We start from the raw sequence: 26999 nt of genomic DNA, 5'->3' as shown, positions 1-26999 counted from the left end.
CCGGATGCCGCCCGCGACGGCGGGCTCGCCCGCGCTCACCGCCGCTTCCTGCCCGTCTTGCCGGTGGGACGGGCGCCGGGGCGCGGCGCGGCGGGTGCGGACGAGGAGCTCACGGCGGCGAGGGTATCCGTGGCCGGATCGTCCTCGTCGCCCGGTGCGGCGTCCCCGGACGGCGACGCGGAGCGGGCCCGGCGCGCGGCGACCCGCGCGGCCTGGTCGCGGATCCGCTTGTCCCGCAGCTTGATGTCGACCAGCACCGGGGTCGCGAGCAGCAGCGAGGAGATGACGCCGGAGATCATGCCGACCAGCTGGACGAGCGCGAGGTCGGCCAGCGTGCCGACACCGAGCAGGCCGACGCCGATCACGAGCAGGCCGAGCACCGGCAGGATCGCGATGAGCGAGGTGTTCATCGACCGCATCAGGGTCTGGTTCAGCGCCAGGTTCGCGGCCTCGGCGTAGGTCCGGCGGGTCAGCGTGAGCAGGCCGCGGGTGTTCTCCCGGACCTTGTCGAACACGACGACGGTGTCGTAGAGCGAGAAGCCGAGGATGGTCAGCAGGCCGATCACGGTTGCCGGGGTGACCTCGAGCCCGATGATCGAGTACACGCCCGCGGTCACGACGATGTCGTTGACCAGCGCCACCAGCGCGGCGGCGGCCATCGCCCGCTCGAAGTAGAACGCCAGGAACAGCGTGACGAGCACGATGAACACCGCGAGCGCGATGAGCGCCTGGGTGGTCACCTCCCCGCCCCAGGTGCCGGAGACCTGCGAGTCGCTGATCGCGGCGGCGCTCGGGGTGCCGTCGGCGCCGAGCGGCCGGAGCTGGGTGAACAGCGCCTCGCGCAGCGGCACGAGCTGCTCGGCGCTCAGCGGGACCGACTGCACGACGATCGACGCCGACCCGCCGGTGCCGACGGACTGGGTGACCTCCGGCGCGGTGCCGATGACGCCCTCGTAGACGCGGTCGACCTGCTCGGTGGTGATGGTGCCGTTCGCGCCGGCGGCGGGCAGCTGGATCTGCGAGCCGCCGGTGAAGTCGATGCCGAGGTTGAAGCCCCGGATCAGCAGCGACAGCACGCACACCGCGACGAGCACCGCGAAGCCGATGTACCAGACCTTGCGGCGGCCGATGATGTCGACGCTCGCGGTGCCGGTGGTGAGCCGGGTCCAGCCCGACAGACGCTCGGGGGCCGTCACGCGCCCGCTCCCTTCGAGGTGGTGCTGCTCCTGCGGTCCCCGGCCCGTTGCCCGACCGCGGGTGTGGACCGCCGGTGGCGGGCCCCGATCCGGTCGACCGCGGCCAGCCCGGACAGCCCGGGGCGGCCCAGCGACCGCGACCGGGAGATGATCACGACCAGCGGGAACGTCACCAGGAACACCACCACGAGGTCGAGCACGGTGGACATGCCGAGGGTGAAGGCGAAGCCGCGGACCTCGCCCACGGCGAGGACGTAGAGCACCGCGGCGGCCAGGAAGCTGACCGCGTCGGCGGTGAGGATCGTGCGCCGCGCCCGCTCCCAGGACCGCGGGACGGCCGAGCGGAACGTGCGGCCCTCGCGCATCTCGTCCTTGAGGCGTTCGAAGAAGATCACGAACGAGTCGGCCGTGATGCCGATCGCGATGATGAACCCGGCGACGCCGGCGAGGTCGAGGGTGAACCCGATCCAGCGCCCGAGCAGGATCAGCACCGCGTAGACGACCAGGCCCGACAGCGCCAGCGACAGGATCGTCAGGATGCCGAGCAGCCGGTAGTAGAACAGGCAGTAGGCGAAGACCAGGGCCAGGCCGACGGCGCCGGCGATCAGGCCGGCCTCCAGCGAGGCGAGCCCGAGGCTGGCCGAGACGGTCTGGGCGTTGCCGGAGTCGAACGACAGCGGCAGCGAGCCGTAGCGCAGCACCTGCGCGAGCTGCTGGGCGCGGTCCTGGTTGAACTGCCCGGAGATCTGCGTCTGACCGAAGATCGGCTGGTTGATCGTGGGCGCGGAGACGACGTCGCCGTCGAGGACGAACGCGACGTTCTTGCCGACGTTGTTCGTCGTGTACTGGCCCCAGGTGTCGGCGCCCTGCGGCTTGAAGGTCAGCCCGACCACCCAGCCGACGCCCTGCTGGTTCTGCTGGGCCTGGGCCGAGGCGATCTCGGTGCCCTCCAGGAACGACGGGCCGAGCAGGTACTTGGTCTGCTTGTCCTCGCTGCAGGCGACCAGCGGCCTGGTCGGGTCGTCGTAGCCCTGCAGCGGGTCGGGGGCGTTGCAGTCCAGGGTCAGCAGCGCCTGCAGCTGGGTGGCCTGGTCGGTGCTCTGGCGGGTCGCGCGCAGCGCGGTGACCTCGGCGGCGACCCGGGGGTCGTCCGGGGAGAGCCCTGCCGGGTTCGGCGTGGCCGACGGCGCGGGGGCCGGGGACGGCTCGGGGCTCGGCGGCGGGTCCTGCAGCGGCGAGGTCTGCGCGAGCGGCGCGACGGCGCGGCTCTGCTCCCCCATGCCCTGCGGCTGCGCCGGGGCGGGGCTCGCGGGCGCCGGGCTCGCCGGGGCCTGGCCGGCCTGTCCCGGCTGCTGCTGCCCGGCCGCCTGGTTCGCCGGGACCGGGCCCTGCAGGACCTCGCGGAAGCGCAGCTGCGCGGTCTGGCCGAGCGAACGTGCCTGCTCGCCCTCGTCGCCGGGGACGGTGATGACGATGTTGGTGCCGTCGAGCTGCACCTCGGCGCCGCTGACGCCGAGGCCGTTGACCCGCTGCTCGATGATCTCCTGGGCCTGGACCAGCTGGTCACGCGGCGGCGGCTGCCCGTCGGTGGTGCGGGCGGTGAGCGTGACGCGGGTGCCGCCCTGCAGGTCGATGCCCAGCTTCGGGGTGAGGTTGCCGCCCCCGGTGAGGAACACCAGTGCGTACAGCACCACGACGACGCCCGCGAAGGCCGTCAGGTAGCGCCAGGGGCGCACGTGCTGCTGCCCCGACGACGTTGCCACGTGATCGTTCTCCTGATCCGACTCGTGCGGCCGCGGCCGGCCTCACGGTCGGTCGCCGCCCCGCCGGGCCGGCGCGGCGCACCCGACGTGGTCGGTGCCGCCGAGCCGGGCCCGGCGCGGGCGCCGCGGCCACCGGAGCGGGCCCCGTGGCCCGCCCGGTGCGCTCAGTGGATGGTCGGCTTGTTCTCCGACTGCTCCGGCTGGTCCTGCTTCTCCGGCTCGGTGGCCTCCTCGGCCGCCTCGTCGGTGCTGACCTTCTCCCGGACCGCCGCACGCAGCCACGTGGTGACCACGCCGTCGGCGATCTCGAGGTCGATCGTGTCCTCGTACGAGGCGTCGACGATGGTGCCCCGCAGCCCGGACGTGGTGACGACGACGTCGCCGTCCTCCAGCGCCTGCTGCATGGCCTGGGTCTCCGCCATCTGCCGGCGCTGCTTGCGGCCGTTCAGGAACAGCGGCACGAACAGCAGCAGGATGATGAGGAAGGGCAGCAGCGAAAAAATGCTCGAGCCGCCACCGGCCTCCTGGGCGAGGATGTCAGTCATCGTGCGGGGTCTCCGTCTCGTCTCGTAATCGTGAGTGTGCCAGCCGGGACCGGCGCCTCCGGTCGGCCCCCTCCCGGCGGCCGACCGTTCGTCGCAGTGCGGCAGGTCGAACGGGTGCGACCGGGTGCCGCCGGGTCACCCGGAGGTCCACCGGCCCGCCCCGGAACGACCCGGACGCCCGGATCGTTCCGGACCCGGCGCCCGGACCGGCCGCCGGACCGCGCGGTGTCCGGACGGCCCCGCGCGGTGTGCGGGCACCAGGGTGCCCGCCGACCCGGCCGCGGGGTGCCCGATCCGTGCGGTCCGTCCGGATCCTCCCATGTGTCACCCGGACGCCCGCGCCCGCGTCACCGGGGCCGCGCGCTCAGAACAGCGGGTCCACCCGGTGCCCGGCCGGGGCGTCGGCGGGCGGGGTCAGCCCGAGGTGGGTCCAGGCGAGCGGGGTGGCGACGCGCCCGCGCGGGGTGCGGGCGATCATCCCGGCCCGCACCAGGTACGGCTCGCAGACCTCCTCCACCGTGCCCGGCTCCTCCCCCACCGCGACGGCGAGGGTGGACACCCCGACCGGCCCGCCGTGGAAGGAGCGGACCAGGGCGCCGAGCACCGCGCGGTCGAGGCGGTCGAGACCGAGCTCGTCGACGTCGTAGACGGCGAGCGCGTCGCGCGCGACGTGCCGGTCGACGATCCCGTCCGCGCGGACCTCGGCGAAGTCGCGGACCCGGCGCAGCAGCCGGTTCGCCACGCGCGGGGTGCCGCGGCAGCGCCCGGCGATCTCCGCGGCGCCGTCGGCGCGCAGGTCGATGCCGAGGATGCCGGCGGCACGGTGCAGGACGCGCTCGAGCTCGGCGTCGTCGTAGAACTCCATCTGGCCGGTGAAGCCGAACCGGTCGCGCAGCGGCCCGGTCAGCGACCCGGCCCGGGTGGTCGCCCCGACCAGGGTGAACGGCGCGACGTCGAGCGGGATGGAGGTCGCGCCCGGGCCCTTGCCGACCACCACGTCGACCCGGAAGTCCTCCATCGCCAGGTAGAGCATCTCCTCCGCGGGGCGGGCGGTGCGGTGGATCTCGTCGATGAACAGCACGTCGCCGGGCACCAGGTTCGACAGCATCGCCGCGAGGTCCCCGGCGCGTTCCAGCGCGGGCCCGGAGGTGAGCCGGATCGCGGCGCCCATCTCCTGGGCGATGATCATCGCGAGGCTGGTCTTGCCGAGCCCGGGCGGGCCGGCGAGCAGGATGTGGTCGGGCGGGTCACCGCGGCGGCGCGCCCCCTCCAGCACCAGCTGCAGCTGTTCGCGCACCCGGGGCTGGCCGACGAACTCGTCGAGCGAGCGGGGCCGCAGCGACGCCTCGACGTCGGTGTCGCCGTCCTGGACGGCCCCGTCGACGGCGCGCGCCTCGACGCCGAGGATCTCCTCGGTCGCCGCGTCGTACGGGTCGCCCGGCCCGGCGGTCATCGCGCGCGGCCCAGGCTCGACAGCGCGGTGCGCAGCAGCGCACGGGCGTCGGTGCCGGGAGCCTGGGCCAGCACCGCGTCGACCGCCTGCTCGGCGGGGCGCTGGGTGAACCCGAGCCCGAGCAGCGCCTCGACGACCTGCTCGCGCACCCCGAGGACGGGGGCCGGCGCCGCCGGGGTGACGGCGCCGGCGGGCACCGCGGCTGGCACGGTCACCTTGTCGCGCAGCTCGACCACCAGGCGTTCGGCGCTCTTGCGCCCCACGCCGGGGATGCGGGTCAGCACGGCGAGGTCGCCGTCGGCCAGCGCCCGGCGCAGGGTGTCGGGCTCGAGCACCGCGATCGTGGCCAGCGCGAGCCGCGGCCCGATCCCGGACACCGTCTGCAGCAGCAGGAACAGCTCGCGCTCCTCGGCGTCGGCGAACCCGAACAGGGTCAGCGACTCCTCGCGCACGACCAGCGTCGTGGCGAGCCGGGTCTCCTCGCCGCGGCGCAGGCCGCCGAGCGTCACCGGCGTCGCGTACACCGCGAGCCCCACCCCGCCGACCTCGACGACGGCGTGGTCCAGCCCGATCTCCAGCACCGGCCCGCGCACCGAGTGGATCACCGGCGTGCCCCCTTCCACGAACGACCGTTCGAGACGCTACCGGGCGGGACCGGTGCCGCCGCACCCGACACACGCGTCGGGCCCGGGCGGTCCGCCGGGGGCCGCACCATGCCGGCGGACGGTGCGGCGACGGACCGGCGGGGACGGACCGGCGGGGACGGATCAGCGGAAGCGGGGCCGGGCGCCGCCGACCGCTCCCCAGCCGCCCGCGGAGCGCGCCTGCGCGCCGGCACGGGCCGCGGCCCACTGCTCGGCCGCGCTCGGGCGGTCCCCGCCGGCGTCGCGGCGGGCCTGCTCCAGCCGGGCGCGGTGGGTCGCGGCGAGCTCCTCGGCGCGGGCCTGCGCGGCGGCCATCCGGTCGATCATCGGCGAGCGCCAGCAGTGGCAGATGGCCAGCGCCAGCGCGTCGGCCGCGTCGGCGGGCCGCGGGGGCGCGTCGAGCCCGAGGACCTTGGTCACCATCGCGGTGACCTGCGCCTTCCCCGCGCGCCCCTCGCCGGTGACGGCGGCCTTGACCTCGCTGGGGGTGTGGAAGGCGACGGGCAGCCCCGCCCGCGCGGCGACCAGCGCGACGACCCCGCTGGCCTGCGCGGTGCCCATCACGGTGCGCACGTTGTGCTGGCTGAACACCCGCTCGACGGCGACGACGTCGGGCCGGTGCCGCTCCACCCAGCGCTCGACCTCGTCGGCGACGGCGAGCAGCCGCCGTTCCAGGGGCTCGTCGGGGCCGCTGCGGGCCACGCCGACGGCGACGAACCCGACCGACCGGCCCCCGCCCGCCTCGACGACGCCGATGCCGCACCGCGTCAGTCCGGGGTCGACCCCGAGCACCCGCACCGCGCCCCCCGCTCCGCCGCCGCTCCGCCGCGCGTGCCGCACAGCTGTTCGAGCACCGTACCGGCGGGCGCGCCGGCGACCGCGCGGGCACGCCGCGACGGGTGATCCTCCGCCGGCGCGCGGCGGGCCCCGCCGGGCGCCGGCGCGCGGGATGACAGGGTGCGCGGGTGACGTCGTTCCTCCGGGTCCTCGCGTGGGTGTGGGCCGCGCTGCTGCTGGTCGTGCTGGTCGGCACGTTCCGCCCGCAGACCCCGGTGCTCGGGTTCGCGGGCTCGTTCGTCAGCGGGCAGTACCCGCTGCACGTCGCGCTGGCCGGGGTGCTGGGGATCGCGTTCGGGCTGGCCGCGCGGGCCGCCGGCGCCCGCTGGAGCGGCTGGGCGACGGCGGTGCTGGCGCTGACCGCCGTGGTCGGCTCGGTGACCGTGCTCGCCGCGCAGGGCCGCGCCGCGTCCGACGAGGGCGTCCGGCTGGACTGGACGGCGGCGCTGACCGAGCTGGGGCAGCCCTCGGGCGCACCGGACCGCTCGGTCGAGTTCGCCCCCGGCCGCACCCTGGACCTCTACCTGCCCGGCGGCGCCGGCCCGCACCCGACGATGGTCTGGGTGCACGGCGGCTCGTGGACCGGGGGCGACCGCACGGACCGCACCGCGCTCGCCCGGTGGCTCGCCGAGCGCGGGTGGGCCGTCGCGGCGATCGACTACCGGCTGCCCCCGCCCGAGCCGGTCGGCCGCGACCAGCAGCGCGACGTCGCCTGCGCGGTGGAGTGGGTGCGCGCGCACGGCGGCGCCGCGTCCCTCGACCCGGCCCGGCTCGTGCTGGCCGGGCAGTCCGCGGGCGCGACGCTCGCGCTCAGCACCGCCTCGGGGCTGCTCGACGGCACGCTGGCCTGCTCCGGGGCGCCCGCCGCGTACGGGGGCACCGGCCCCGCCGGAGCGCCGCCGCCCACCCCCGGGCCGCCGCCGGTCGGGGTCGTCGCCTTCTACCCGCCGGTGGACCTCACCCTGGTCGACCCCGACCTGCAGCGCACCCTGTTCGGCGGCACCGCGGACAGCGCGCCGGGCCTGCTGCGGCTGCTCTCCCCCGCCGAGCAGGTCCGCCCCGGCCTGCCGCCGACACTGCTGCTGCTCGGCTCCGCCGACCACTACGTGGTCCCCGACCGCGTCACCGCCTACGACCGGTCGCTGCGCGCCGCCGGAGTCGACGGCCGCCTGCTGACCGTCCCCTACGCCGACCACGTCTTCGACCGGCCCTTCGGCAGCCCGGGCGCCCAGCTGACCCGCGAGGCCGTCATCCGGTTCCTGACCGGCCTGAACCCGGGCTGAGCGGTGCGCGTCACGGTCACCGCGCTGGTGGTCTCCCCGCAGCACGCCTACGAGGGGCGGCCCGCCGACGGTCCCCGGCCCGACCCGGTGGCGCCGCTGCGCACCGAGATCGAGATCCGCGCCGGGTACGGCGTCGTCGGCGACCGGTACGCCGGCCGGGCCGCGCACGCCCGCGCCGCCGTCACCGTCCTCGCCGCCGAGTCGCTGGACCACGTCGAGCGGGTCCTCGGCCGCCCCGCGACCGCGGAGGCGGCCCGGCGCACCATCGTGCTGCGCGGCGCCGACGTCGACGCCCTGGCCGCGCCCGGGCGCGGCGGCACCGGCGCGCTGTTCAGCCTCGACGGCGGCGCGGGCCCGGTCCGGTTCCGCGCCCACCGGGCGGCCGCGCCCTGCCGGTGGATGGACGCCGTGATCGGCGACGGCGCGTGGGCGGCGCTGCGCGGACGCGGCGGCATCCGCTGCGCCCCGCTCGACGACGGCGTGCTCCGCCTCGGCCCGGCCGAGCTCACCGTGCTGGAGCCGGCCGCGCCCGCGCCGCCGCGGGCCCGGCCCCGCCCCTGACGCCCGGCTCTCCTGGTACCGCCGACCGCCCGCCCGCGACCGCCCACCGGGGCGGTCGCACCGTCCGTCGTCACGACGTAACAGCAGGTCGGAGCCCTGCGACCTCCCGGGCATCGGCCGCACGGGAGGTGACGCCGATGTCCTACGTGCCCCATCCCCGCGAGCCCCTGGACCACCGGCCCGCCGACGCGGTCCCCACCGGCGCGGCCGGCGCTGTCGTCGTGCACCGCGGGCTGCCCGGTGACCGGGCGACCTGGGCGCGCCGCGCCGCGGTCGTCGCCGGGCTCCTGGTCGCGCTCGCCGACGCCGAGGGCGGCGGGCTCGTGCTGCCCGCCCCGCTGGCCGGGCGCCGGACGCTGCGGGCCTGGTCGCGGGCCGCGGAGCGGGCGGTCGCCGCGGCCGGGGACGCCGACGCCGTGGTCGTCGTGCACCTCGCCGACGCCGACGTCCTCGCCGCGGCCGGCGGGGAGCTGGCCGCGGTGCTGCGCCGCGAACGCGAGGCCCGCCGCGGCGGGACACCCGCCGGGCCCCCGGTGACGGAGCTGGCCGCCGTCCTGCACGGCCAGGCCCGCCGCCAGGACCTCCCGGTCGAGCAGCTCGTCGCCGAGCTCGGCCGGGCCGCCCGCGTGCTGGCGCCGGCCCACCTGCGCCACGGCGTGCCCGCGACGGCGCCCGCGACCCGGGCCGCCGCGGGCTGACCCGCGACGGCGCCGGGCTCAGTGCGCGGCGGCGTCCCAGCTGCGCCCGGACCCGACGGAGACCTCCAGCGGCACCGACAGGTCCGCGGCGGCGGCCATCTCCCGGCGCACCAGCGCCTCCAGTGCCTCGCGCTCGCCGTCGGCGACCTCGAGGACGAGCTCGTCGTGGACCTGCAGCAGCATCCGGCTCGCCAGTCCCTCGGCCCGCAGCGCCCGGTGCACCCCGAGCATCGCGACCTTGATGATGTCCGCGGCGCTGCCCTGGATGGGGGCGTTGAGCGCCATGCGCTCGGCCATCTCGCGGCGCTGCCGGTTGTCGCTGGTCAGGTCGGGCAGGTAACGCCGCCGGCCCAGGATGGTGGCGGTGTAGCCGTCCTTGCGGGCCTGGTCGACGACACCGGCGAGGTAGTCGCGGACCCCGCCGAAGCCGGCGAAGTAGTCGTCCATGAGGCCCTTGGCCTCGTCGGTGGAGATCCGCAGCTGCCCGGACAGCCCGTAGGCCGACAGGCCGTACGCCAGGCCGTAGTTCATCGCCTTGATCTTGGCGCGCTGCTCGACCGACACGTCGGACGCCTCGACCCCGAACACCCGGGCGGCAGTCTCGGCGTGGAAGTCGTGGCGGGAGCGGAACGCCTCGATCAGCGCCGCGTCCTCGGACAGGTGCGCCATGATCCGCATCTCGATCTGGCTGTAGTCAGCGGTGAGCAGCTCCGTCCAGCCGTCGCCGACGACGAAGGCGTCGCGGATCCGGCGCCCGGCCGCGGTGCGGATCGGCACGTTCTGCAGGTTCGGGTCGGTCGAGGACAGCCGGCCGGTCGCGGCGATCGTCTGCGAGTAGGTGGTGTGGATCCGGCCGTCCTCGGCGACGGACTTCATCAGCCCGTCGACGGTGACCTTGAGCCGGGTCGCGTCGCGGTGCTGCAGCAGGAACTGCAGGAAGGGGTGCCCGGTCTGCTCGTAGAGGCTCGCCAGCGCGTCGGCGTCGGTGGTCCAGCCGGTCTTGGTGCGCTTGGTCTTCGGCATCTCCAGCTCGTCGAAGAGCACGACCTGCAGCTGCTTGGGCGAGCCGAGGTTGATCTCCTTGCCGATCACCTCGTAGGCCTGCCGGGCGGCCTCGCGGACCTGCCCGCCGAAGTCGGACTCCAGGTCCGACAGCGTCTCGCCGTCGACGGCGATGCCCGCGGCCTCGCAGTCGGCCAGCACGAACGCCAGCGGCAGCTCCAGGTCGGCCAGCAGCTCGCTGCCGCCGCGCTCGGCCAGGTCGGCGTCGAGGGCGTCGGCCAGCTCGGCGATCGCGGAGGCGGCGAGCATCTCCTGGGCCGCGGCCTGCGCGTCGGCCTCCTCCTCGCCGCCCAGCAGCGAGAGCTGGCCGTCGGCGGGCTCCTCGGTGCGCAGCTCGCGGCGCAGGTAGCGCAGCGCGAGGTCGGCCAGGTCGAAGGTGCGCTGCCCGGGCCGGGCCAGGTACGCCGCGAGCGCGGTGTCGCTGCTCAGCCCGGCCAGGCTCCACCCGCGCGCACGCAGGGCGTGCAGCACCGGCTTGACGTCGTGCGCGGCCTTCGGCACGTCCGGGTCGGCCAGCCACTCGCCGAGGGCGGCCTCGTCGTCGGGGGTGAGCCCGGTCAGCGTCAGGTAGCCGGCGGCCGGGACGCCCGCCGCGGCGCCCGCGGCGCGCTGCTCGACGGTCGGCTCGCCGGTGGCCAGCGCGATGCCCGTCAGGTCGCGCCCGGCGACGGGGCCGCTCACCCCGGCGAAGGCGAGCGCGACGCGACGGCCGTCGCGGGCGTGGGTGTCGAGCCAGGAGCGCACCGCGCCCGGCGCGACGACCTCGCCGGAGACCTCGAACCCGGACTCGGCCTCCGGCTCGGCGGAGGACAGGGTCGAGAACAGGCGCTCACGCAGCACCCGGAACTCCAGCTCGTCGAACAGCCGGTGCACGGCGTCGCGGTCCCAGGGGCGGACCTCGAGCTGCTCGGGGCCCGCGCCGAGGTCGACGTCGCGCACCAGCTCGGTGAGCTGGCGGTTGAGCAGCACGTTCGCCAGGTTCGCGCGCAGGTTGTCCCCGGCCTTGCCCTTGACCTCGTCGACCCGGTCGGTCAGCTCCGACAGCGACCCGAACTCCCGCACCCACTTGGCCGCGGTCTTCTCCCCCACCCCGGGGATGGAGGGCAGGTTGTCCGAGGGGTCCCCGCGCAGGGCGGCGAAGTCCGGGTACTGGGTCGGGGTCAGGCCGTAGCGCCGGTCGACCTCGGCCGGGTCGATGCGGCCCAGGTCGGACACGCCGCGCTTGGGGTAGAGGACGGTGACGTCGTCGGTGACGAGCTGGAAGGCGTCCCGGTCGCCGGTGGTGATGAGCACCTGGAAGTTCTGCGCCTCGGCCTGCGTGGCGAGGGTGGCGATGAGGTCGTCGGCCTCGTAGCCCTCGACGGCGAACACCGGGATGTTGAGCGCGGCCAGGACCTCCTTGATGAGGTCGATCTGGCCGCGGAAGTCGTCCGGCGTGGACGAGCGGTTGGCCTTGTACTCGGCGTAGCGCTCCGAGCGGAAGGTCGTGCGGGACACGTCGAAGGCCACCGCGAGGTGGGTCGGCTCCTCGTCGCGCAGCAGGTTGATCAGCATCGAGGTGAAGCCGTAGACCGCGTTGGTGGTCTGGCCGGTGCCGGTGCGGAAGTTCTCCGCGGGCAGGGCGAAGAACGCCCGGTAGGCCAGGGAGTGACCGTCGAGCAGCAGCAGGCGCGGCCGCTCGGGCGCGTTCTTCCCCGCCGCGGCCGAGGGCTTCTTCGCCGTGGCCGATGACCCTGTGCTCTGCGTCGCGGTGCTCATCGGCGGCGAGTCTAGAACCGACCCCCGACAGCGAACGCGGCCGCGCCCCGGGTCGGGACGCGGCCGCGTGCGGACCGTGCGGGTGCGGCCCCGCCGGGCTCAGCCGACCTCGGCCATGACCTCGTCGGACACGTCGAAGTTGGCGTAGACGTTCTGGACCTCGTCGGAGTCCTCGAGCGCCTCGATCAGCTTGAAGACCTTCCGGGCGCCCTCGGCGTCCAGCTCGACCTGCATCGACGGCACGAAGACCGCCTCGGCGGAGTCGTAGTCGATCCCGTCCTGCTGCAGCGCCGTGCGCACGGCGACCACGTCGCCGGGCTCGGAGACGACCTCCCAGCTCTCGCCGAGGTCGTTCACCTCCTCCGCGCCGGCGTCGAGGACGGTCGTCAGCACGTCGTCCTCGGACAGGCCGGCCTTCGGCAGCACGACGACACCCTTGCGGGTGAACAGGTACGCGACCGACCCGGGGTCGGCCATGGTCCCGCCGTTGCGGGTCATCGCCGTCCGGACCTCGGTCGCCGCGCGGTTGCGGTTGTCGGACAGGCACTCGACGAGCACCGCGACACCGTTGGGCCCGTAGCCCTCGTAGGTGATCGACTGGTACTCGGCGCCACCGGCGTCGGCACCGGACCCGCGCTTGACGGCGCGGTCGATGTTGTCGTTCGGCACCGAGCTCTTCTTCGCCTTCTGGATGGCGTCGTAGAGCGTCGGGTTGCCGTCGGGGTCACCGCCGCCGGTCCGGGCCGCGACCTCGATGTTCTTGATCAGCTTGGCGAACATCTTGCCGCGGCGGGCGTCGATCACGGCCTTCTTGTGCTTGGTCGTCGCCCACTTGGAGTGACCGCTCATCGGCTCGTCTGCCCACCTCTCGTGACTCGGGTCGCACGCGCGGCGCGCGACCGGGGCAGGCCTGTCGCCCCCGCAGCACGGGCTGCGGACGGGCGGACCTGCGGGAACCCCGGCGATGCTACCGACGATCCGCACCCGCGCCGGTGCGGGCCCGCCGCCACCCCCGTCCACCTGACGCATGCGTGATCGACTATGGTTCGACACCGGAGGGCCCCGGGCACCCCGGGAGGACTACTCTGACAACCGTTTTCGATGCCCGCCGGGCGTCGGGCGAGAGGAGCGGGACCGTGTTCGGAGCAGTGGCAGGCAGGGCGGTCGGGCTGGTCGTGAGCGGCCTGGCCGGTGCCGTCGCCTACGACGGTGTCAAGAAGGTCGCGCGCTCCGGCGCCGTCCGCGAGGCCGCCGTGTCGGTCACCACCTGGGGTCTCAAGGGCGCCCGCGCCGCCGAGGTCGGCGCCGAGAAGGCCCGCCTCGCGACCGCCGACATCGTCAGCGAGGCCCGCGGCCGCATCGGCGAGGAGGCCCCCGCGCCCGGCAACGGCCACGGGCACGGCCACGAGCACTGAGCCCACCCCGCCCCACCGCGCCCCCCGCAGCGTCCCCGCGCGCGGCCCCGGCGCGGCGGCGCACCGACTCCTCCGGCAGCAGACGAGGCGAGCACCCGTGAGCACCGACACCGCCGGTACCGGCGTCACCGTCCTGAGCGACGCGGCCGGCCGCGTCCGGTTCGCCGTCCCGGCCCTGCGCGGGCGCACGGCGCTCGCGGTCGCCGTCGAGGACGAGGTCGACCACGTCGGCGGGGTGCGCCAGGTGCACGCCTACCCGCGCACCGGCAACGTCGTCGTCTGGTACCGGCCCGGCTGCGACCGCGTCGAGCTCACCGAGGCGATCGGCAAGGGCGTCGGCGCCGACCCGGGCGCCACCGCGGCCCGCACCCCGCGCTCGGCCGACCAGCACAACGGGGAGCTGGCCCGGCTCGTCGTCGGCGGGGTCGCGCTGGCCGCGCTCGGCTTCCGCCGCTACGCGCTCGGACGCCCGCCGCTGCTCGGCCCGACCAGCCGCACCGTCGCCACCGGCGTCACCATCTTCACCGGCTACCCGTTCCTGCGCGGTGCCCTGCGCTCGCTGGCCGGGGGCCGCGGCGCGGGGACCGACGCGCTGGTGTCCGCCGCGACCGTGGCGAGCCTGGTGCTGCGGGAGAACGTCGTCGCCCTCACCGTCCTGTGGCTGCTCAACATCGGCGAGTACCTGCAGGACCTCACACTGCGCCGCTCCCGGCGCGCCATCTCCGAGCTGCTCACCGGCGCCACCACCCGCACCTGGACCCGGCTGGCCGACGGCACCGAGGTCGAGGTCGACATCAGCGACCTCGTCGTCGGCGACGAGGTCGTGGTGCACGAGCGGATCGTGCTGCCGGTCGACGGCGAGGTCGTCGACGGCGACGGCGTCGTCGACCAGGCCGCGATCACCGGCGAGCAGCTGCCGGTCACCGTCACCGCGGGCGACACGCTGCACGCCGGCTCGGTGCTGCTGCGCGGCCGGATCGTCGTGCGGGCGACGGCGGTCGGCCAGGACACCGCGATCGGCCGGATCATCGACCGGGTCGAGCAGGCCCAGGGCGACCGGGCGCCGATCCAGACCGTCGGAGAGAACTTCTCCCGCCGCTTCGTCCCGGCGTCGTTCCTGCTGTCCGCACTGACCCTGGTCGCGACCCGCGACGTGCGGCGCGCGATGACGATGCTGCTCATCGCCTGCCCGTGCGCGGTCGGGCTCTCCACCCCGACGGCGATCTCGGCGGCGATCGGCAACGGCGCGCGCCGCGGCATCCTCATCAAGGGCGGCGCCCACCTGGAGGCCGCGGGCCGGGTCGACGCCGTCGTGTTCGACAAGACCGGCACCCTGACCCAGGGCCGTCCGGTCGTCACCAACGTCATCTCCTTCCAGGACGCCTGGACCCCCGAGCAGGTCCTGGCCTACGCCGCGTCCTCGGAGATCCACTCCCGCCACCCGCTGGCCCAGGCCGTCATCCGCTCCACCGAGGAGCGGCGCATCGAGATCCCGCCGCACGAGGAGTGCGAGGTCCTGCTCGGGCAGGGCATGCGGGTGCAGGCCGACGGCCGGGTGCTGCTGATCGGCTCGCGCGACCTGCTGCGCGCCCAGGGGGTGTCCGTCCCGCGCAAGGCCGCGGACTGGGTGCGCAGGCTGCAGAAGGCCTCGGAGACCCCGCTGCTGCTGGCCGTGAACGGCGAGCTGGTCGGGCTGGTCTCGCTGCGCGACACGGTGCGGCCCGAGGCGCGCGCGGTGCTGGAGAAGCTGCGGGCCGACGGCGTCGCCCGGATCGTCATGCTGACCGGCGACCACCCGCAGACCGCACGGGCGGTGGCCGAGGAGCTCGGGATCACCGAGTACCGCGCCGAGGTCATGCCCGAGCAGAAGCAGGACGTGGTCCGCGCGCTGCAGGAGCAGGGCCACACCGTCGCGATGATCGGTGACGGCACGAACGACGCCCCCGCGCTGGCGCTGGCCGACATCGGCATCGCGATGGGTGTGTCCGGCACCGACGTGGCGGTGGAGACCGCCGACGTCGCGCTGGCCGCCGACGACCTGGACGCGCTGCTGGACCTGCGCGACCTGGGCCGGCGCTCGATCACCCTGATCCGGCAGAACTACGGCATGTCGATCGCGGTCAACGCGGCCGGGCTGCTGGTGTCCGCCGCCGGGGCGATGTCGCCGGTGGTCGCGGCGATCCTGCACAACGCCTCCAGCGTCGCCGTCGTCGCCAACAGCTCCCGGCTGATCCGCTACCGGATCCCGGCCGGCGACCCCCGGGGCACCGGGACCCCCACGGTCGTCGACGGCGAGGTCGTCGCCGTGGCCGCCCCGGGCGCCTGACACCGCGGGGCGCCCCCGCGCGCCACCGGGTGGGACCGCTCAGGCCGGGGCCAGGGTGTCGACGCGCCCGCACCGGCGCCCGACGTGCACCACGGGTGCGGTCCGGGTGCCGGACACCGTCAGCGCCGTGACCGCCTCCCCCGGGTCGGCCGCGTCGCCCGGGTCGCCCGGGTCGCCGGCGGCGCCGCGCAGCCCGCCGACCGGCTGCGGCCGCGCACCGGGCCGGACCGTCGCGTCCAGGCGCCAGAGCAGCACCGTGCCCGCCTCGTCCCCGCTGACGAGCAGGTGCCGGTCCCCCGGCGCCCACGCCAGTCCGGTGACCGGTGCGCCGTGCCCGTTCAGCACGGCGGCCTCGCGGCCGGTGGGGCCGGCCCCGGAGAAGTCCCAGCAGGTCACGACGTCGCCGGAGCAGCACGCCAGCCACCGCCCGGTCCCGGCGAACGTCGGCAGCGACACCGTCGTCGGGAAGCCGGACATACGGAAGTCGCTCCCGTCGTCGACCTTCCAGCCGTGCAGGGTGGCGTCCTGGCTGCCGCCCACGACCCACCTCCCGCTCGGGCTCGCCGCCAGCCCGGAGATCGACCCGGGCGCGGCGAGCGTCGCGGTGACCCGGTCGGTCGACGGCTCCAGGATCGTCACCCCGCGGTAGGCGGCGGCCGCGACCCGCAGCCGGCCCCGCGGCCAGACCACCGCGGTGACCGTGCTGGACAGCCGCGGCGAGCTCCACCGGACCACGCCGTCGCGGTCGAGGAGCCGGACGTGGCGCCCGTCGCCGACCGCGAGCGCCCCGGACCGGTCGTCCCAGGCCGCGGTGGCCGACCAGCCGCAGTCCGCGGACGCCACCCGCGCGCCGTCGTCGTCCCAGAGCCGGCGCGAGGCCATGCCGTGCGCCCCGACGCGGCGGCCGTCCGGGCTCGCCGACACCGTGAGCAGGGCGTCGTCGAGCCGGTCGGCCCACCGCGGCGTGCCGTCGGCACCGAGCACGCGCAGCTCGCCCTCCGAGCCGCCGGCGGCGATCCCGCCGCCGGGCAGCGCGGCGAGCGCGACGACGGGCTCCCCGGCGGCGCTGCGCCACAGCGGCCGCAGGCCGGCCCGGCGCAGGATCGCGCTCACGCCGGCACCCCGGCGCGCAGGCAGGCCCGGAAGTCGCGCTCGAGCGCGGCGCGGTCGAGGTCGCGGCCGATGAAGACCATCCGGTTGCGCCGGGACTCCCCCGGCCGCCACGGCGCGCCCAGCTCGCCGTCGTGGAGCATGTGCACGCCCTGGAACACGTAGCGGCGCTCGGAGCCCGCGAGGTTGAGGATGCCCTTGCTGCGGAACAGGTCGGTGCCGCGGCGGGCGAGCAGGTCGCCGAGCCACTCGTTCAGCCGGGCCACCTCGACCTCGCCGTCGGCCTCGATGCCGACGCTGGTGACGCTCAGGTCGTGCTGGTGCTCGGCGTCGGGGTCGAGGAACTCCGGCTCGTCGGCGAGCACGGCGTCGAGGTCGAACGCGCGGACGTCGAGGATCTCGCCGAGGTCGACGTCGCCGTGCCGGGCGGGCAGGATCCGGACGCCGGCGTTGATCGCCCGGATCCGCCTGGTCACCTCGGCCAGCCCGGCCTCGTCGCTCAGGTCGGTCTTGTTCAGCACGATCCGGTCGGCGAAGGCGATCTGCTCGACGGCCTCGTTCTCCACGCCCTCGGGCTTGACCTCGTCGAGGTGGGACACGACGTGCCGGGCGTCGACGACGGTGACGATCGCGTCGAGCCGCAGCCGGGCCCGCAGCACGTCGTCGACGAAGAAGGTCTGGGCGACCGGTGCGGGGTCGGCGAGCCCGGTGGTCTCGACGAGCACGGCGTCGAACCGGTCGCGGCGCTGCAGCAGGGCGCCGAGGATGCGGATGAGGTCGCCGCGCACGGTGCAGCAGATGCAGCCGTTGTTCATCTCGAACACCTCCTCCTCCGCGTCGAGGACGAGCCCGTCGTCGATGCCCACCTCACCGAACTCGTTCTCGATCACGGCGATGCGGCGCCCGTGCTGCTCGGTGAGGATGCGGTTGAGCAGGGTGGTCTTGCCCGCTCCGAGGAAGCCGGTGAGGACGGTGACCGGGATCCGGTCGTCCCCCCGCGGGCCGGTGGTGGTGGACATGCGCGCTCCCGTCGTCGTGGCGAGAGCGCAGCCTAAGCGATAATGATTGTCGTTATGAGTACTGGGTGGCCGTGCCGCCGAAGAACGCCCGCGCCGCCGGACCGAAGAGCAGCCCCACCGCGGCGAGCACCTCCGCGACGTGCAACGTCCGCAGCCCGGCCGCGACGACCTCGGGTCCGGTCGCCGTCGCCAGGAACGCCGTCGCCGACCCGCCCGCCGCCAGCGCGCGCAGCGGGCCGACCACGAGCGACGCCGTCCCGAGCACGCCGAGCACCCCGACGACGGTCCAGCGGTAGGTGTCGCGGCCGGTGCGCAGCTGCAGCACGAGCACGCCGAGGACGAGGTAGACCACCGCACGCCCGGCGAGCTCCGCCCCACCGGGCGGCAGCGGCCCCGCCAGCCGCACCAGGGCCTCGGTGAACCCGGCGAGGATCGCGCCGATCCACAGCGCGGTGCTGAGCACGACCGCCTGCGGGACGGGCGGGGCGCCCGTGCGCGCGGCCGGGACGACGTGCAGACGGGTGCTCACGGGTGGACCTCCTCGGTCGGCACCCCGAGCCTGCCCGCCGTGGGGCGTCCGGCCCACACGGCGCTCCCCCGGCCGCGGGTCGGGACAGCCCCACCCGGCTCAGGCGGAGCGCACCATGTCCACGAACAGCGCGTGCACCCGCCGGTCCCCGGTCAGCTCGGGGTGGAACGAGGTCGCGAGCACCGGGCCCTGGCGCACCGCCACAGCCCGCCCGGCCGCCTCACCGGCGTCGAGCCCGCTGCTGGTGACGGCCGGGACGGAGGCGAGGACCTCGACCTCGCCGCCGGTCTTCTCCACCCAGGGGGCGCGGATGAACACGGCGTGCACCGGGTCGGCGCCGAGACCGGCGAACTCCAGGTCGGTCTCGAAGGAGTCGACCTGGCGGCCGAAGGCGTTGCGCCGCACGACGACGTCGAGCCCGCCGAGCTGGTGCTGGTCGGAGCGCCCGTCGAGGATCTCGTCGGCGAGCAGGATCATCCCGGCGCAGGAGCCGTAGGCGGGCAGGCCCGCGCGCAGCCGCTCGCGCAGCGGGTCGAGCAGTTCGAACGCGTCGAGCAGCGTGGACATGGTCGTCGACTCCCCGCCGGGCAGGACGATGCCGTCCACCGCGGCGAGCTCGCCGGCCCGCCGGACCGGTACGGCCTCGGCACCCGCCGCGGTCAGCGCCGCCAGGTGCTCGCGGACGTTGCCCTGCAGGGCCAGCACACCGATCCTCACCGCCATGGCGACCAGCCTAGACCCCTGCGACCTGCGGTAACCGCCCGTCCGGGGGTGAGCCGCGGCACCGTCCGGCGGTGCCGTCACCGGCGGCGGAGCCGGATCCTCGGGACGCGGAGGTGAGGCGTCATGGACATCGGTGCCACGGTGCGGGTCCTGCGTGTCGAGCCCCTGGCCGTACCGGGCGGGGTGGACACGGCACCGGCCGGAGGGCCGCTGCGGCCCGAGCCGGACGGCCCGGGGACCCCGCCCGCCCGCGAGCCGGCCGGGGAGCCGGCGTGCAGCCCGGGCTGACCGGCCCCGCCGAGCGCGCGCCGGACGTCGCGGGGGTCGTCGTCGGCTGGCGGTGCTGGCGCGTCGACGACACCGCCGCCGCGCCGCTGCTGCGCTCCCCCGTGCACGTACGGACCGCGTGGCCGGCCGGCGGGGCGCTGACGGCGCGCTGCGAGCTGCGCGGGCACCCGGCGCCGGACCCCTCCTGCACCTGCGGGGTGTACGCGGCCCGCGAGCCCGGCCGGGTCGGCGGGGCCGGTTTCGGGCCGGGCACGGTGCTGGGGTGCGTCGCGCTGTGGGGCACGGTCGTCGAGGGCGAGCACGGCTGGCGGGCGGGGGCCGCGGCGCCGCTGGTGCTGTTCTGCGGGCCGTCGCTCGGGGAGGCCGGCCGCGCCGGGCTGGCCGCGGCCTACCGGGTCGGGGTGCACCGGCTGGCGGCTCCGGTCGTCGCCGCCGTCGACGCGCCGCCCCCGGCGGGGACGGCGGACGCGGTGCTGGCCGCCGCGGTGTCGGGACGCGGGCTCGGCGAGGCCGTGACCGCGTTCGCCGCGGCCGCACGACCCGCCCCGGCACCGGCGCCCCGACGGTCGCCCGCGCGGCGGCGCCGCTTCGCGCTGGGCACCGCCGCGGTGCTGGCCGTCCTCGCCGCCGCGGCGACCGGGCCGGAGCCGGAGTCCTCGCCCGCCGCCCCGCCCGGGACCCCCACCGCGGGGCCGGTCGCCCGCTGAGCGGGTCAGCCCGCCGCGACCTCGCCCCGCTTCGCCTGCTTCGCGGCGGCGGCGCGCAGCGCCTCCGCGACGGCCGGCGCGACGCTCTGGTCGAACACGCTCGGCACGATGAACGACGGGTTCGGCTCGGCGACGACGTCGGCGATCGCGGCCGAGGCGGCCAGCATCATCTCGTCGGTGATGTCGTGGGCCTGCGCGTCGAGCAGACCGCGGAACACGCCCGGGAACGCCAGCACGTTGTTGATCTGGTTCGGGTAGTCCGACCGCCCCGTCGCGACGACGGCCGCGTGCCGCATCGCCAGCGTCGGGTCGACCTCCGGGTCGGGGTTGGCCAGCGCGAACACGATCGCGTCGTCGTTCATCGTGCGCAGCTCGGTCTCCCCGAACAGGTTGGGCGCGCTGACCCCGATGAACACGTCGGCGCCGACGAGGGCGTCGGCGAGCGTGCCCTGCTTGCCGTCCTTGTTGGTCTGCGCGGCGATCGAGGCGAGGTTGTCGTCCATCCCCTCGCGTCCGGTGTGGACGATGCCGTCGACGTCGACCGCGACGACGTCGGCGGTCTCCTCCGACCCGAGCAGGCGGATGATCGCCGATCCGGCAGCGCCGACTCCGCAGACCACGACACGGACGTCGGAGAACTTCTTGCCGACCACCCGCAGCGCGTTGCGCAGCGCACCGAGCACGACGACCGCGGTGCCGTGCTGGTCGTCGTGGAACACCGGGATGTCGAGCAGCTCGCGCAGCCGGCGCTCGATCTCGAAGCAGCGCGGCGCGGCGATGTCCTCCAGGTTGATGCCGCCGTAGCCGGGCGCGATCAGCTGGACGGTGCGGATGATCTCCTCGGTGTCCTGGGTGTCGAGACAGACCGGCCAGGCGTCGACGCCGGCGAACTGCTTGAACAGCGCCGCCTTGCCCTCCATCACCGGCATCGCCGCGGCGGCGCCGATGTTGCCCAGGCCGAGCACGGCCGAGCCGTCGGTGACCACGGCGACGGTGTTGCGCTTGATCGTCAGCCGGCGGGCGTCGGACGGGTTCTCCGCGATCGCCATCGACACCCGGGCGACGCCCGGGGTGTAGGCGCGCGAGAGGTCGTCACGGGTGCGGAGGTTGACCTTGGACCGCACCTCGATCTTGCCGCCCAGGTGGAGCAGGAAGGTCCGGTCCGAGACCTTGCGGACGGAGAAGCCGTCGAGCTGCTCGATCGCGGCCTTGATCTCCTCGACGTGCTCGGTGTTGCGGGCGTTGACCGAGATGTCGACGACGAGGCTCTCGGTGCGCGCCTCCACGACGTCGAAGGCGGTGACGACGCCGCCGACCTGGCCGACGGCGGCGGTCAGGTCCCCCGCGGAGGTCGGGTGGGCGGGGGCGTCGACGCGGGCGGTGATGGCATAACCGGGACCTGGGATGGACACGGCCCGGAACAGTACCGCCGGGTGCCGGGTTACCGGTCGGTCAACGATGTGACGCCGCGCGTCACGGGGCGTCGGTGATGCGCGGCAGCTGCCCGGTCGGGGTGTCCGCGACGGCCATCTTCGCCGCGGAGTCGGTCGGCGCGCGACCGCCGAGCGCGGCGAGCGCGGACTCGGTGCCGACGTCGGCCCCGGCCCGCTCGGACAGCAGCCAGCGCACCTCGAGCAGGTCGCAGTAGGCCTGCACCGGGTCGCCCACGCCACCGAGCGCGGCGTGCGCCCGGGCGCTGCCGGGGTCGAGGCAGTGCGCGAGCCAGCTGCGCGCGGCGGCCCGCTCGGCGACCTCCTGCCCGGTGCGGCGCTGCATCCAGTCGCGGTGCGCGGCGAGGTCGCCGAGCAGGATCCGGGCCTGCCCCTCGCCGACGTCCAGCCCGGTCAGCCTCCGCAGGTTCTCCGAGTGGTAGTTGCGGTCGCCGACGGCGATGTGCAGCCGCGACCGGCCGTCGCCGACGGGCAGCAGCGACACCTCGTCGACGGCGAAGCCCAGCTCGTTGAGCTCCCGGATGGCGCCCTCGACGCGGTAGCGGTCGCCGAAGGCGAACACCGGCGAGGTGTGCAGGGCGTCCCAGAGCTCGCGGTAGCGCTCGGGCAGCGCGGTCGCCTCGTCGATCAGCTGCGGGATGATCTCCGGTGGGCGTTCCAGCGCGGTCGCCAGGTCGATCATCCCGGCGGCGACGTTCTCGACCAGGATGGACACGTCGTGCTCGCGCTGGCCGTCGGACAGCCCGTCGGTGTGGACCTCGCTGGTCTCGGCGTCGACGAGGAAGGCCTGCAGGGTCTGGCCGTCGCGGGTGAACAGCGTGTTGTTGAGCGAGCAGTCGCCCCAGAACACGCCGTGCCGGTGCAGCTCCACGAGCAGCGAGATCATCGCGTCGAACAGGCGCGCGCGCTGGCGGGGCCGGTTGGGGGGCAGCCGCTGGAAGAGCCTGCGGTACTGCCAGGACCCGGCGAGGTAGCGGGTCACGAGGATGGCGGTCTCGTGCGCGGGCTGGTTCACGAACCCGGCGGGGCGGACGGCGGGCAGGCACTGGTGCTCGAGACGGCGCAGCACGTCGTACTCGCGGCGGGCGATGCGCTCGGGCATGTCCTTGAGCGCCCACAGCGCGCCGTCGACCTCGACGAACCGCACGAGGTGGCGGCTCGGCCCGACGGGCAGCTCGCGCAGCGGCACGCGGGCGGGGTCCCAGTCGGCCAGCGGCTCGGTCCACGGCAGCGCGATCAGCCCGGGGCCCGGGTTGCGCAGCACCAGCTCCGGCGGTGTGGCCTCCACTCAGGACACCCCCCGCTCCGCGCGCGCCGGCGGGGCGGTCGACCCGCGGATCACCAGCCGGGTGGGCAGCGTGACGACCGGGTCGACCGGCTCGCCGGCCAGCGCGGCGAGTGCCATCCGGCCCGCCGCGGCGCCCTGCTCGGCGGCCGGCTGCGCCACCGTGGACAGGTCGGTGAGCGCGGCGAGGGGGTGGTCGTCGATGCCGATCACCGACACGTCCCCGGGCACCTTCAGCCCGGCCCGTCGCAGCGTGCCGACGGCACCGAGGGCCACCTCGTCGGTGTGGGCGTAGACGGCGGTGGGCGGGTCGGACAGCCCCAGCAGCTGACCCATGGCGCGGGCGCCGCCCTCCGGGCTCCACGGCACGGTCACCGTCAGCGCGGGGTCGTGCGCGACGCCGGCGTCGGCGAGCGCGGCGCGGTAGGCCGCGGCGCGGCCCTCGGGCTGGCCCGGGTCCAGCTCGGGGTCGGTCGTGACGATCATCCCGATCCTCCGGTGCCCCAGGTGCAGCAGGTGGTCGACCGCCTGGCGGCCGGCGACGTGCTCGTCGATCGAGACCGACGGATGACGGCCGATCCGCGTGCCGGCCGAGACGATACCGACCCCGATCCGCTCCAGGCGGGCCCGCTCGGCGTCGTCGACGCCGAAGCCGAGCAGCACGACGGCGTCGGCGCGGCGGCGGGCGGGCAGCTCGGCGAAGAAGGCCCGCCGGGCCTCGGCGTCGCCGAGCCGGTAGAGCAGCAGGTCGCGCCCGGCCTCGCGCAGCACCGCGGACAGCCCCTCCAGGGCGGCCCCGAACCACCACCGCGCCAGGTGCGGCACGACGACGGCGATCCGCCCGGTGGTCCCGCGCGCCAGCCCCGACGCGTCCGGGCTGGCCACGTACTCCAGGGCACGCGCCGCCTCCCACACCCGCGCGCGGGTGGCCGCGGCGACGTGCGGGTGGTCGCTGAGTGCCCGCGACGCGGTGGCCGGCGACACCTTGGCCAGCCGGGCCACGTCGGCCAGGTTGACCGCTTCGTGCACGGCACATGTATGCCCGAAATCTGCAAGCGATTGCAAGAGCGGATGTTATCGGTCCGCGCTGGACCCGGACCGATGGATCAGTGAGGATCGTCGCCTGGCAGCGCGACGCGTGTGAGCCTTGACACGGTCGAGTGAAAGCCTCACAGTCTCGCCTGGAAACGCTTCCAACGCCGTTGGGCGTGGTCGCGGCAGCGGTATCGGACACGGGAGTTCGGAGTTGACCATGCGTCGCACACGGTGGAGGAGGACGCTGGCCGCCGGCGCGGCCGCCGTCACCCTCGCCCTGCTGGCCGGCTGCGGGGGCGCCCCCGCGGGCCCGCCGGTCCTCAACTGGTACATCAACCCCGACGACGGCGGGCAGGCGGAGATCGCCCAGCGCTGCTCGGCGGCGTCGAACGGCGAGTACACGATCGCGGTGTCGGTGCTGCCGCGCCAGTCCGCGGAACAGCGCCAGCAGCTGATCCGCCGGCTCGCGGCCAACGACAGCTCGATCGACATCATGTCGATCGACCCGCCCTACATCCCCGAGTTCGCCGAGGCGAAGTTCCTGGCCCCGGTGCCCGAGGACGTCGCGCAGCGGACCACGGCCGGCATCGTGAACTCCGCGAAGGAGGGCGCGAGCTGGAACGGCACGCTGGTCACGGTGCCGTTCTGGGCCAACACCCAGCTGCTCTGGTACCGCAAGTCGCAGGTCGCCGGCACCGGGCTGAACATGTCGCGCCCGGTCACCTGGGACCAGATCGTCGCGGCCGCGCAGAGCAAGAACTCGACGATCGCCGCTCAGGGCATCCGCGCCGAGTCCCTCACCGTGTGGCTGAACGCGCTGGTCGAGGGCGGTGGCGGGCAAATCGTCACCAACGCCTCGCCGCAGGACCCGGAGGGCGTGCAGCTCGGCCTGGACTCGCCGGCCGCCACCAAGGCCGCCGAGATCATGAAGGCCGTCTCCGCGGTGGGCGGGCCGGGCTTCTCGACCAACTCCGAGGACGAGAACTCCAACTCCTTCCAGTCCGGTGACTCGATGTTCCAGGTGAACTGGCCGTTCGTCTGGGGCAAGGTCAACAGCGCGGTCGAGGAGGGCACCGTCGAGCAGTCGACCAAGGACGACTTCGGCTGGGCGCTCTACCCGCAGACCGAGGCCGGCAAGCCCTCGGCCCCGCCCTACGGCGGCATCAACCTCGGCGTCGGCGCCTTCAGCAACCACGTCGACCTGGCCTACAAGGCCACCGAGTGCATCGTCTCCACCGAGAACCAGAAGCAGTACTTCCTCTCCAACGGCAACCCGGCGGCGCGGATCTCGGTCTTCACCGACCCCGACGTCGTGAAGAAGTTCCCGATGGCCCCGGTGATCGCGCAGTCGCTGCAGCAGGCCAAGCCGCGCCCGCAGACGGCGTACTACAGCGAGGTCTCCGAGTCGATCCAGCGCAACTACCACCCGACCGCCGGGATCGACCCGCCGACCGTCGGGCCCGCGACCGCCGCGCTCATCAAGGCGGTCCTGGCGAAGAAGGAGCTCCTGTGACGACCACGGAGACGACGCCGGAGCGGTCCGGCGCCGCGGCCGGGTCCGCACCGGCCGCGCGCGGGGCCAGCGACCGCAGCCGGGCCGAGCAGAAGCTCGGCTGGTACCTCGCCGGGCCGGCGTTCGCGGTGATGCTGCTGGTCACCGCGTACCCGATCGCCCAGGCGGTCTACTACTCGCTGTTCGACTACCGGCTCACCGACCCGGAGAACATCTCCTTCGTCGGGCTGCAGAACTACGGCGTCATCCTCACCGACTCGATCTGGTGGACCTCGTTCGGCGTCACCGTGCTGATCACGGTGGTGACCGTCTCGATCGAGCTGGTGCTCGGCTTCCTGCTGGCGCTGGTCATGATGAACGCGCTCAAGGCGATCCGGCCGGTGCTGCGCGCGGCGATCCTCATCCCCTACGCGGTGATCACGGTCGTCTCGGCGTTCTCCTGGCAGTACGCCTTCTCCCTCGACTCGGGCTTCGTGAACTCCTGGTTCGACTGGGTGCCCGGGGTCGCGGCGGACACCGACTGGTTCGGGTCGACCGGGCTGTCGCTGTTCGTGATCTGCCTGGCCGAGATCTGGAAGACCACGCCGTTCATCTCGCTGCTGCTGCTCGCGGGCCTGGCCCAGGTCCCCGACGTGCTGCAGGAGGCCGCCCGCGTCGACGGCGCCACCTGGTGGCAGCGGATGTCGAGGGTGACGATCCCGAACATGAAGGCGGCCATCATGGTCGCCCTGCTGTTCCGCACGCTCGACGCGTTCCGGGTCTTCGACTCCGTCTTCGTGATGACGGCCGGTGCGAACAGCACCGAGACGGTGTCGTTCCTGGCCTACCGCCAGACCATCGCCCGCGTCGAGATCGGGCTCGGGTCCGCGGTGTCGGTGCTGCTGTTCCTGTCCGTCGTGATCATCTGCATCGGGTTCATCAAGGGGTTCAAGGTCGACCTGTCCCAGGCCCGGGGGGAGAAGTGATGTCCAGCCGCGAGAAGGTCCTGTGGATCGTCGCCGGCGTCGCGATCGTGGTCTACGCCCTGTTCCCGGTGGGCTGGATCGTGTCGCTGTCGCTCAAGTCCAGCGACGACATCGCGAACAAGCAGTTCCTGCCGACCTCGGTGTCCTGGAGCAACTACGAGCAGATCCTCGTCGGTGACGCGGCCGGGCTGTTCCTGCCCGCGCTGCGCAACTCCTTCGGCATCTGCATCATCGCGACGTTCCTGGCGTGCGTGCTGTCGATGTTCGCCGCCTACGCGATCGCCCGGCTCGACTTCCGGGGCAAGAAGCTGATCCTGTCCACCGCGCTCGCGGTGGCGATCTTCCCGGTCATCTCGATCGTCACGCCGCTGTTCAACCTGTGGCGCCAGATCGGGCTCTACGACACCTGGCCCGGCCTGATCATCCCCTACCTGTCGCTGACCCTGCCGCTGTCGATCTGGACCATGTCGGCGTTCTTCCGCGAGATCCCGTGGGAGATGGAGCAGGCCGCACAGGTCGACGGCGCGACGACCTGGCAGGCGTTCCGCAAGGTGATCGTCCCGCTGGCGACGCCCGGGGTGTTCACCACCGCGATCCTGGCGTTCTTCATCGCCTGGAACGACTTCGCCTACGGCATCTCGCTCACCTCGACCGGCGCGTCGCGCCCGGTCCCCGCCGCGCTGGGCCTGTTCTCCGGCGCGTCGCAGTTCGAGTCGCCGAACGGCCCGATCGCCGCGGCCGCGGTGATCGTCACGATCCCGGTCGTCGTGCTCGTCCTGCTGTTCCAGCGGCGCATCGTCGCCGGTCTGACCAACGGCGCCGTCAAGGGCTGA

Annotated in this window: 25 protein-coding genes; 10 read left to right on the top strand and 15 right to left on the bottom strand. The window is 74.9% G+C overall.

The features are described from left to right. Positions 1-35: 35 nt before the first annotated feature. The 6 genes from secF to ruvC form a co-directional block, all read right to left on the bottom strand. On the bottom strand, positions 36-1196 hold the full coding sequence (gene secF, locus WJX68_RS01970) for a protein translocase subunit SecF (protein WP_340285783.1): 1161 nt from the start codon (positions 1194-1196) through the stop codon (positions 36-38). Next, positions 1193-2959, bottom strand: a complete 1767-nt coding sequence (gene secD / locus WJX68_RS01965; protein WP_340285782.1) for a protein translocase subunit SecD — start codon at positions 2957-2959, stop codon at positions 1193-1195. Before secD ends, secF begins: the two co-directional genes overlap by 4 nt. 164 nt (positions 2960-3123) lie before the next feature. Continuing rightward, a complete protein-coding gene (gene yajC, locus WJX68_RS01960; protein WP_340285781.1) occupies positions 3124-3504 on the bottom strand; it encodes a preprotein translocase subunit YajC in 381 nt (126 codons plus the stop codon). Positions 3505-3868: 364 nt separating this feature from the next. Further along, positions 3869-4957 carry a Holliday junction branch migration DNA helicase RuvB gene (gene ruvB, locus WJX68_RS01955; protein WP_340285780.1) on the bottom strand — a complete coding sequence of 363 codons (1089 nt, stop codon included), beginning with the start codon at positions 4955-4957 and terminating at the stop codon, positions 3869-3871. Next, the gene (gene ruvA / locus WJX68_RS01950) at positions 4954-5562 is read right to left on the bottom strand and encodes a Holliday junction branch migration protein RuvA (RefSeq protein ID WP_340285880.1); all 609 of its coding nucleotides are present in this window, start codon (positions 5560-5562) and stop codon (positions 4954-4956) included. Before ruvA ends, ruvB begins: the two co-directional genes overlap by 4 nt. A 162-nt stretch (positions 5563-5724) precedes the next feature. Beyond that, positions 5725-6399, bottom strand: coding sequence for a crossover junction endodeoxyribonuclease RuvC (gene ruvC, locus WJX68_RS01945; RefSeq protein WP_340285779.1), 675 nt, complete (start codon positions 6397-6399; stop codon positions 5725-5727). Between the two features lie 167 nt (positions 6400-6566). Here ruvC and WJX68_RS01940 point away from each other — a divergent pair, with 167 nt between their 5' ends. From WJX68_RS01940 to WJX68_RS01930, 3 genes are all read left to right on the top strand, one after another. After that, positions 6567-7721 carry an alpha/beta hydrolase gene (locus WJX68_RS01940; RefSeq protein ID WP_340285778.1) on the top strand — a complete coding sequence of 385 codons (1155 nt, stop codon included), beginning with the start codon at positions 6567-6569 and terminating at the stop codon, positions 7719-7721. 3 nt (positions 7722-7724) lie between these two features. Further along, positions 7725-8282 carry a molybdenum cofactor biosysynthesis protein gene (locus WJX68_RS01935; RefSeq protein WP_340285775.1) on the top strand — a complete coding sequence of 186 codons (558 nt, stop codon included), beginning with the start codon at positions 7725-7727 and terminating at the stop codon, positions 8280-8282. A gap of 137 nt (positions 8283-8419) precedes the next feature. Continuing rightward, complete coding sequence (locus tag WJX68_RS01930; RefSeq protein ID WP_340285773.1) at positions 8420-8980, top strand: hypothetical protein; 561 nt, start codon at positions 8420-8422, stop codon at positions 8978-8980. 18 nt (positions 8981-8998) lie between these two features. Here the strand turns inward: WJX68_RS01930 and polA are convergent, their stop codons facing one another. Then, complete coding sequence (polA, locus tag WJX68_RS01925) at positions 8999-11800, bottom strand: DNA polymerase I (RefSeq protein WP_340285772.1); 2802 nt, start codon at positions 11798-11800, stop codon at positions 8999-9001. Between the two features lie 99 nt (positions 11801-11899). Beyond that, the gene (locus WJX68_RS01920) at positions 11900-12649 is read right to left on the bottom strand and encodes a YebC/PmpR family DNA-binding transcriptional regulator (protein ID WP_340285771.1); all 750 of its coding nucleotides are present in this window, start codon (positions 12647-12649) and stop codon (positions 11900-11902) included. A gap of 299 nt (positions 12650-12948) precedes the next feature. Between WJX68_RS01920 and WJX68_RS01915 the strand changes: the two genes are divergently transcribed. Together WJX68_RS01915 and WJX68_RS01910 are read left to right on the top strand one after the other, a co-directional pair. Further along, positions 12949-13215: a DUF1490 family protein gene (locus WJX68_RS01915; protein ID WP_340285770.1), complete on the top strand. Its 267-nt coding sequence runs from the start codon at positions 12949-12951 to the stop codon at positions 13213-13215. Positions 13216-13312: 97 nt separating this feature from the next. Then, on the top strand, positions 13313-15541 hold the full coding sequence (locus tag WJX68_RS01910; protein ID WP_340285769.1) for a heavy metal translocating P-type ATPase: 2229 nt from the start codon (positions 13313-13315) through the stop codon (positions 15539-15541). A gap of 39 nt (positions 15542-15580) precedes the next feature. Here the strand turns inward: WJX68_RS01910 and WJX68_RS01905 are convergent, their stop codons facing one another. The 4 genes from WJX68_RS01905 to pdxT all read right to left on the bottom strand — a co-directional run bounded on the left by WJX68_RS01905 (position 15581) and on the right by pdxT (position 18922). Beyond that, complete coding sequence (locus tag WJX68_RS01905) at positions 15581-16654, bottom strand: WD40 repeat domain-containing protein (protein ID WP_340285767.1); 1074 nt, start codon at positions 16652-16654, stop codon at positions 15581-15583. After that, the gene (locus tag WJX68_RS01900; RefSeq protein WP_340285766.1) at positions 16651-17670 is read right to left on the bottom strand and encodes a CobW family GTP-binding protein; all 1020 of its coding nucleotides are present in this window, start codon (positions 17668-17670) and stop codon (positions 16651-16653) included. The genes WJX68_RS01905 and WJX68_RS01900 overlap by 4 nt, the downstream gene beginning before the upstream one ends. 52 nt (positions 17671-17722) lie before the next feature. Then, entirely contained in the window at positions 17723-18199 is a 477-nt protein-coding gene (locus WJX68_RS01895) for a hypothetical protein (protein ID WP_340285765.1), read from the bottom strand. Between the two features lie 99 nt (positions 18200-18298). Continuing rightward, complete coding sequence (gene pdxT, locus WJX68_RS01890) at positions 18299-18922, bottom strand: pyridoxal 5'-phosphate synthase glutaminase subunit PdxT (RefSeq protein WP_340285764.1); 624 nt, start codon at positions 18920-18922, stop codon at positions 18299-18301. A gap of 123 nt (positions 18923-19045) precedes the next feature. Between pdxT and WJX68_RS01885 the strand changes: the two genes are divergently transcribed. Further along, positions 19046-19210, top strand: coding sequence for a hypothetical protein (locus WJX68_RS01885; RefSeq protein ID WP_340285763.1), 165 nt, complete (start codon positions 19046-19048; stop codon positions 19208-19210). After that, positions 19195-19917: a hypothetical protein gene (locus WJX68_RS01880; RefSeq protein ID WP_340285762.1), complete on the top strand. Its 723-nt coding sequence runs from the start codon at positions 19195-19197 to the stop codon at positions 19915-19917. The genes WJX68_RS01885 and WJX68_RS01880 overlap by 16 nt, the downstream gene beginning before the upstream one ends. 5 nt (positions 19918-19922) lie before the next feature. Here WJX68_RS01880 and WJX68_RS01875 read toward each other — a convergent pair whose 3' ends face one another. The 3 genes from WJX68_RS01875 to WJX68_RS01865 form a co-directional block, all read right to left on the bottom strand. Continuing rightward, positions 19923-21329, bottom strand: a complete 1407-nt coding sequence (locus WJX68_RS01875; protein WP_340285760.1) for an NAD-dependent malic enzyme — start codon at positions 21327-21329, stop codon at positions 19923-19925. Positions 21330-21390: 61 nt separating this feature from the next. Further along, on the bottom strand, positions 21391-22656 hold the full coding sequence (locus tag WJX68_RS01870) for a DUF4032 domain-containing protein (protein ID WP_340285759.1): 1266 nt from the start codon (positions 22654-22656) through the stop codon (positions 21391-21393). Continuing rightward, entirely contained in the window at positions 22657-23682 is a 1026-nt protein-coding gene (locus WJX68_RS01865) for a LacI family DNA-binding transcriptional regulator (RefSeq protein ID WP_340285758.1), read from the bottom strand. A 223-nt stretch (positions 23683-23905) separates the two neighbouring features. Here WJX68_RS01865 and WJX68_RS01860 point away from each other — a divergent pair, with 223 nt between their 5' ends. The 3 genes from WJX68_RS01860 to WJX68_RS01850 are packed head-to-tail and all read left to right on the top strand — an operon-like array spanning position 23906 to position 26999. After that, on the top strand, positions 23906-25201 hold the full coding sequence (locus tag WJX68_RS01860; RefSeq protein ID WP_340285757.1) for an extracellular solute-binding protein: 1296 nt from the start codon (positions 23906-23908) through the stop codon (positions 25199-25201). Further along, positions 25198-26166, top strand: a complete 969-nt coding sequence (locus WJX68_RS01855; RefSeq protein WP_340285756.1) for a carbohydrate ABC transporter permease — start codon at positions 25198-25200, stop codon at positions 26164-26166. The genes WJX68_RS01860 and WJX68_RS01855 overlap by 4 nt, the downstream gene beginning before the upstream one ends. Continuing rightward, positions 26166-26999 carry a carbohydrate ABC transporter permease gene (locus tag WJX68_RS01850; RefSeq protein ID WP_340285755.1) on the top strand — a complete coding sequence of 278 codons (834 nt, stop codon included), beginning with the start codon at positions 26166-26168 and terminating at the stop codon, positions 26997-26999. Before WJX68_RS01855 ends, WJX68_RS01850 begins: the two co-directional genes overlap by 1 nt.

The organism is Pseudonocardia spirodelae, assembly GCF_037727765.1.
Classification (GTDB): domain Bacteria; phylum Actinomycetota; class Actinomycetes; order Mycobacteriales; family Pseudonocardiaceae; genus Pseudonocardia; species Pseudonocardia spirodelae.
Note: the sequence above shows the minus strand (reverse complement) of the source record. Positions and strands in the feature narration are given on the sequence as shown.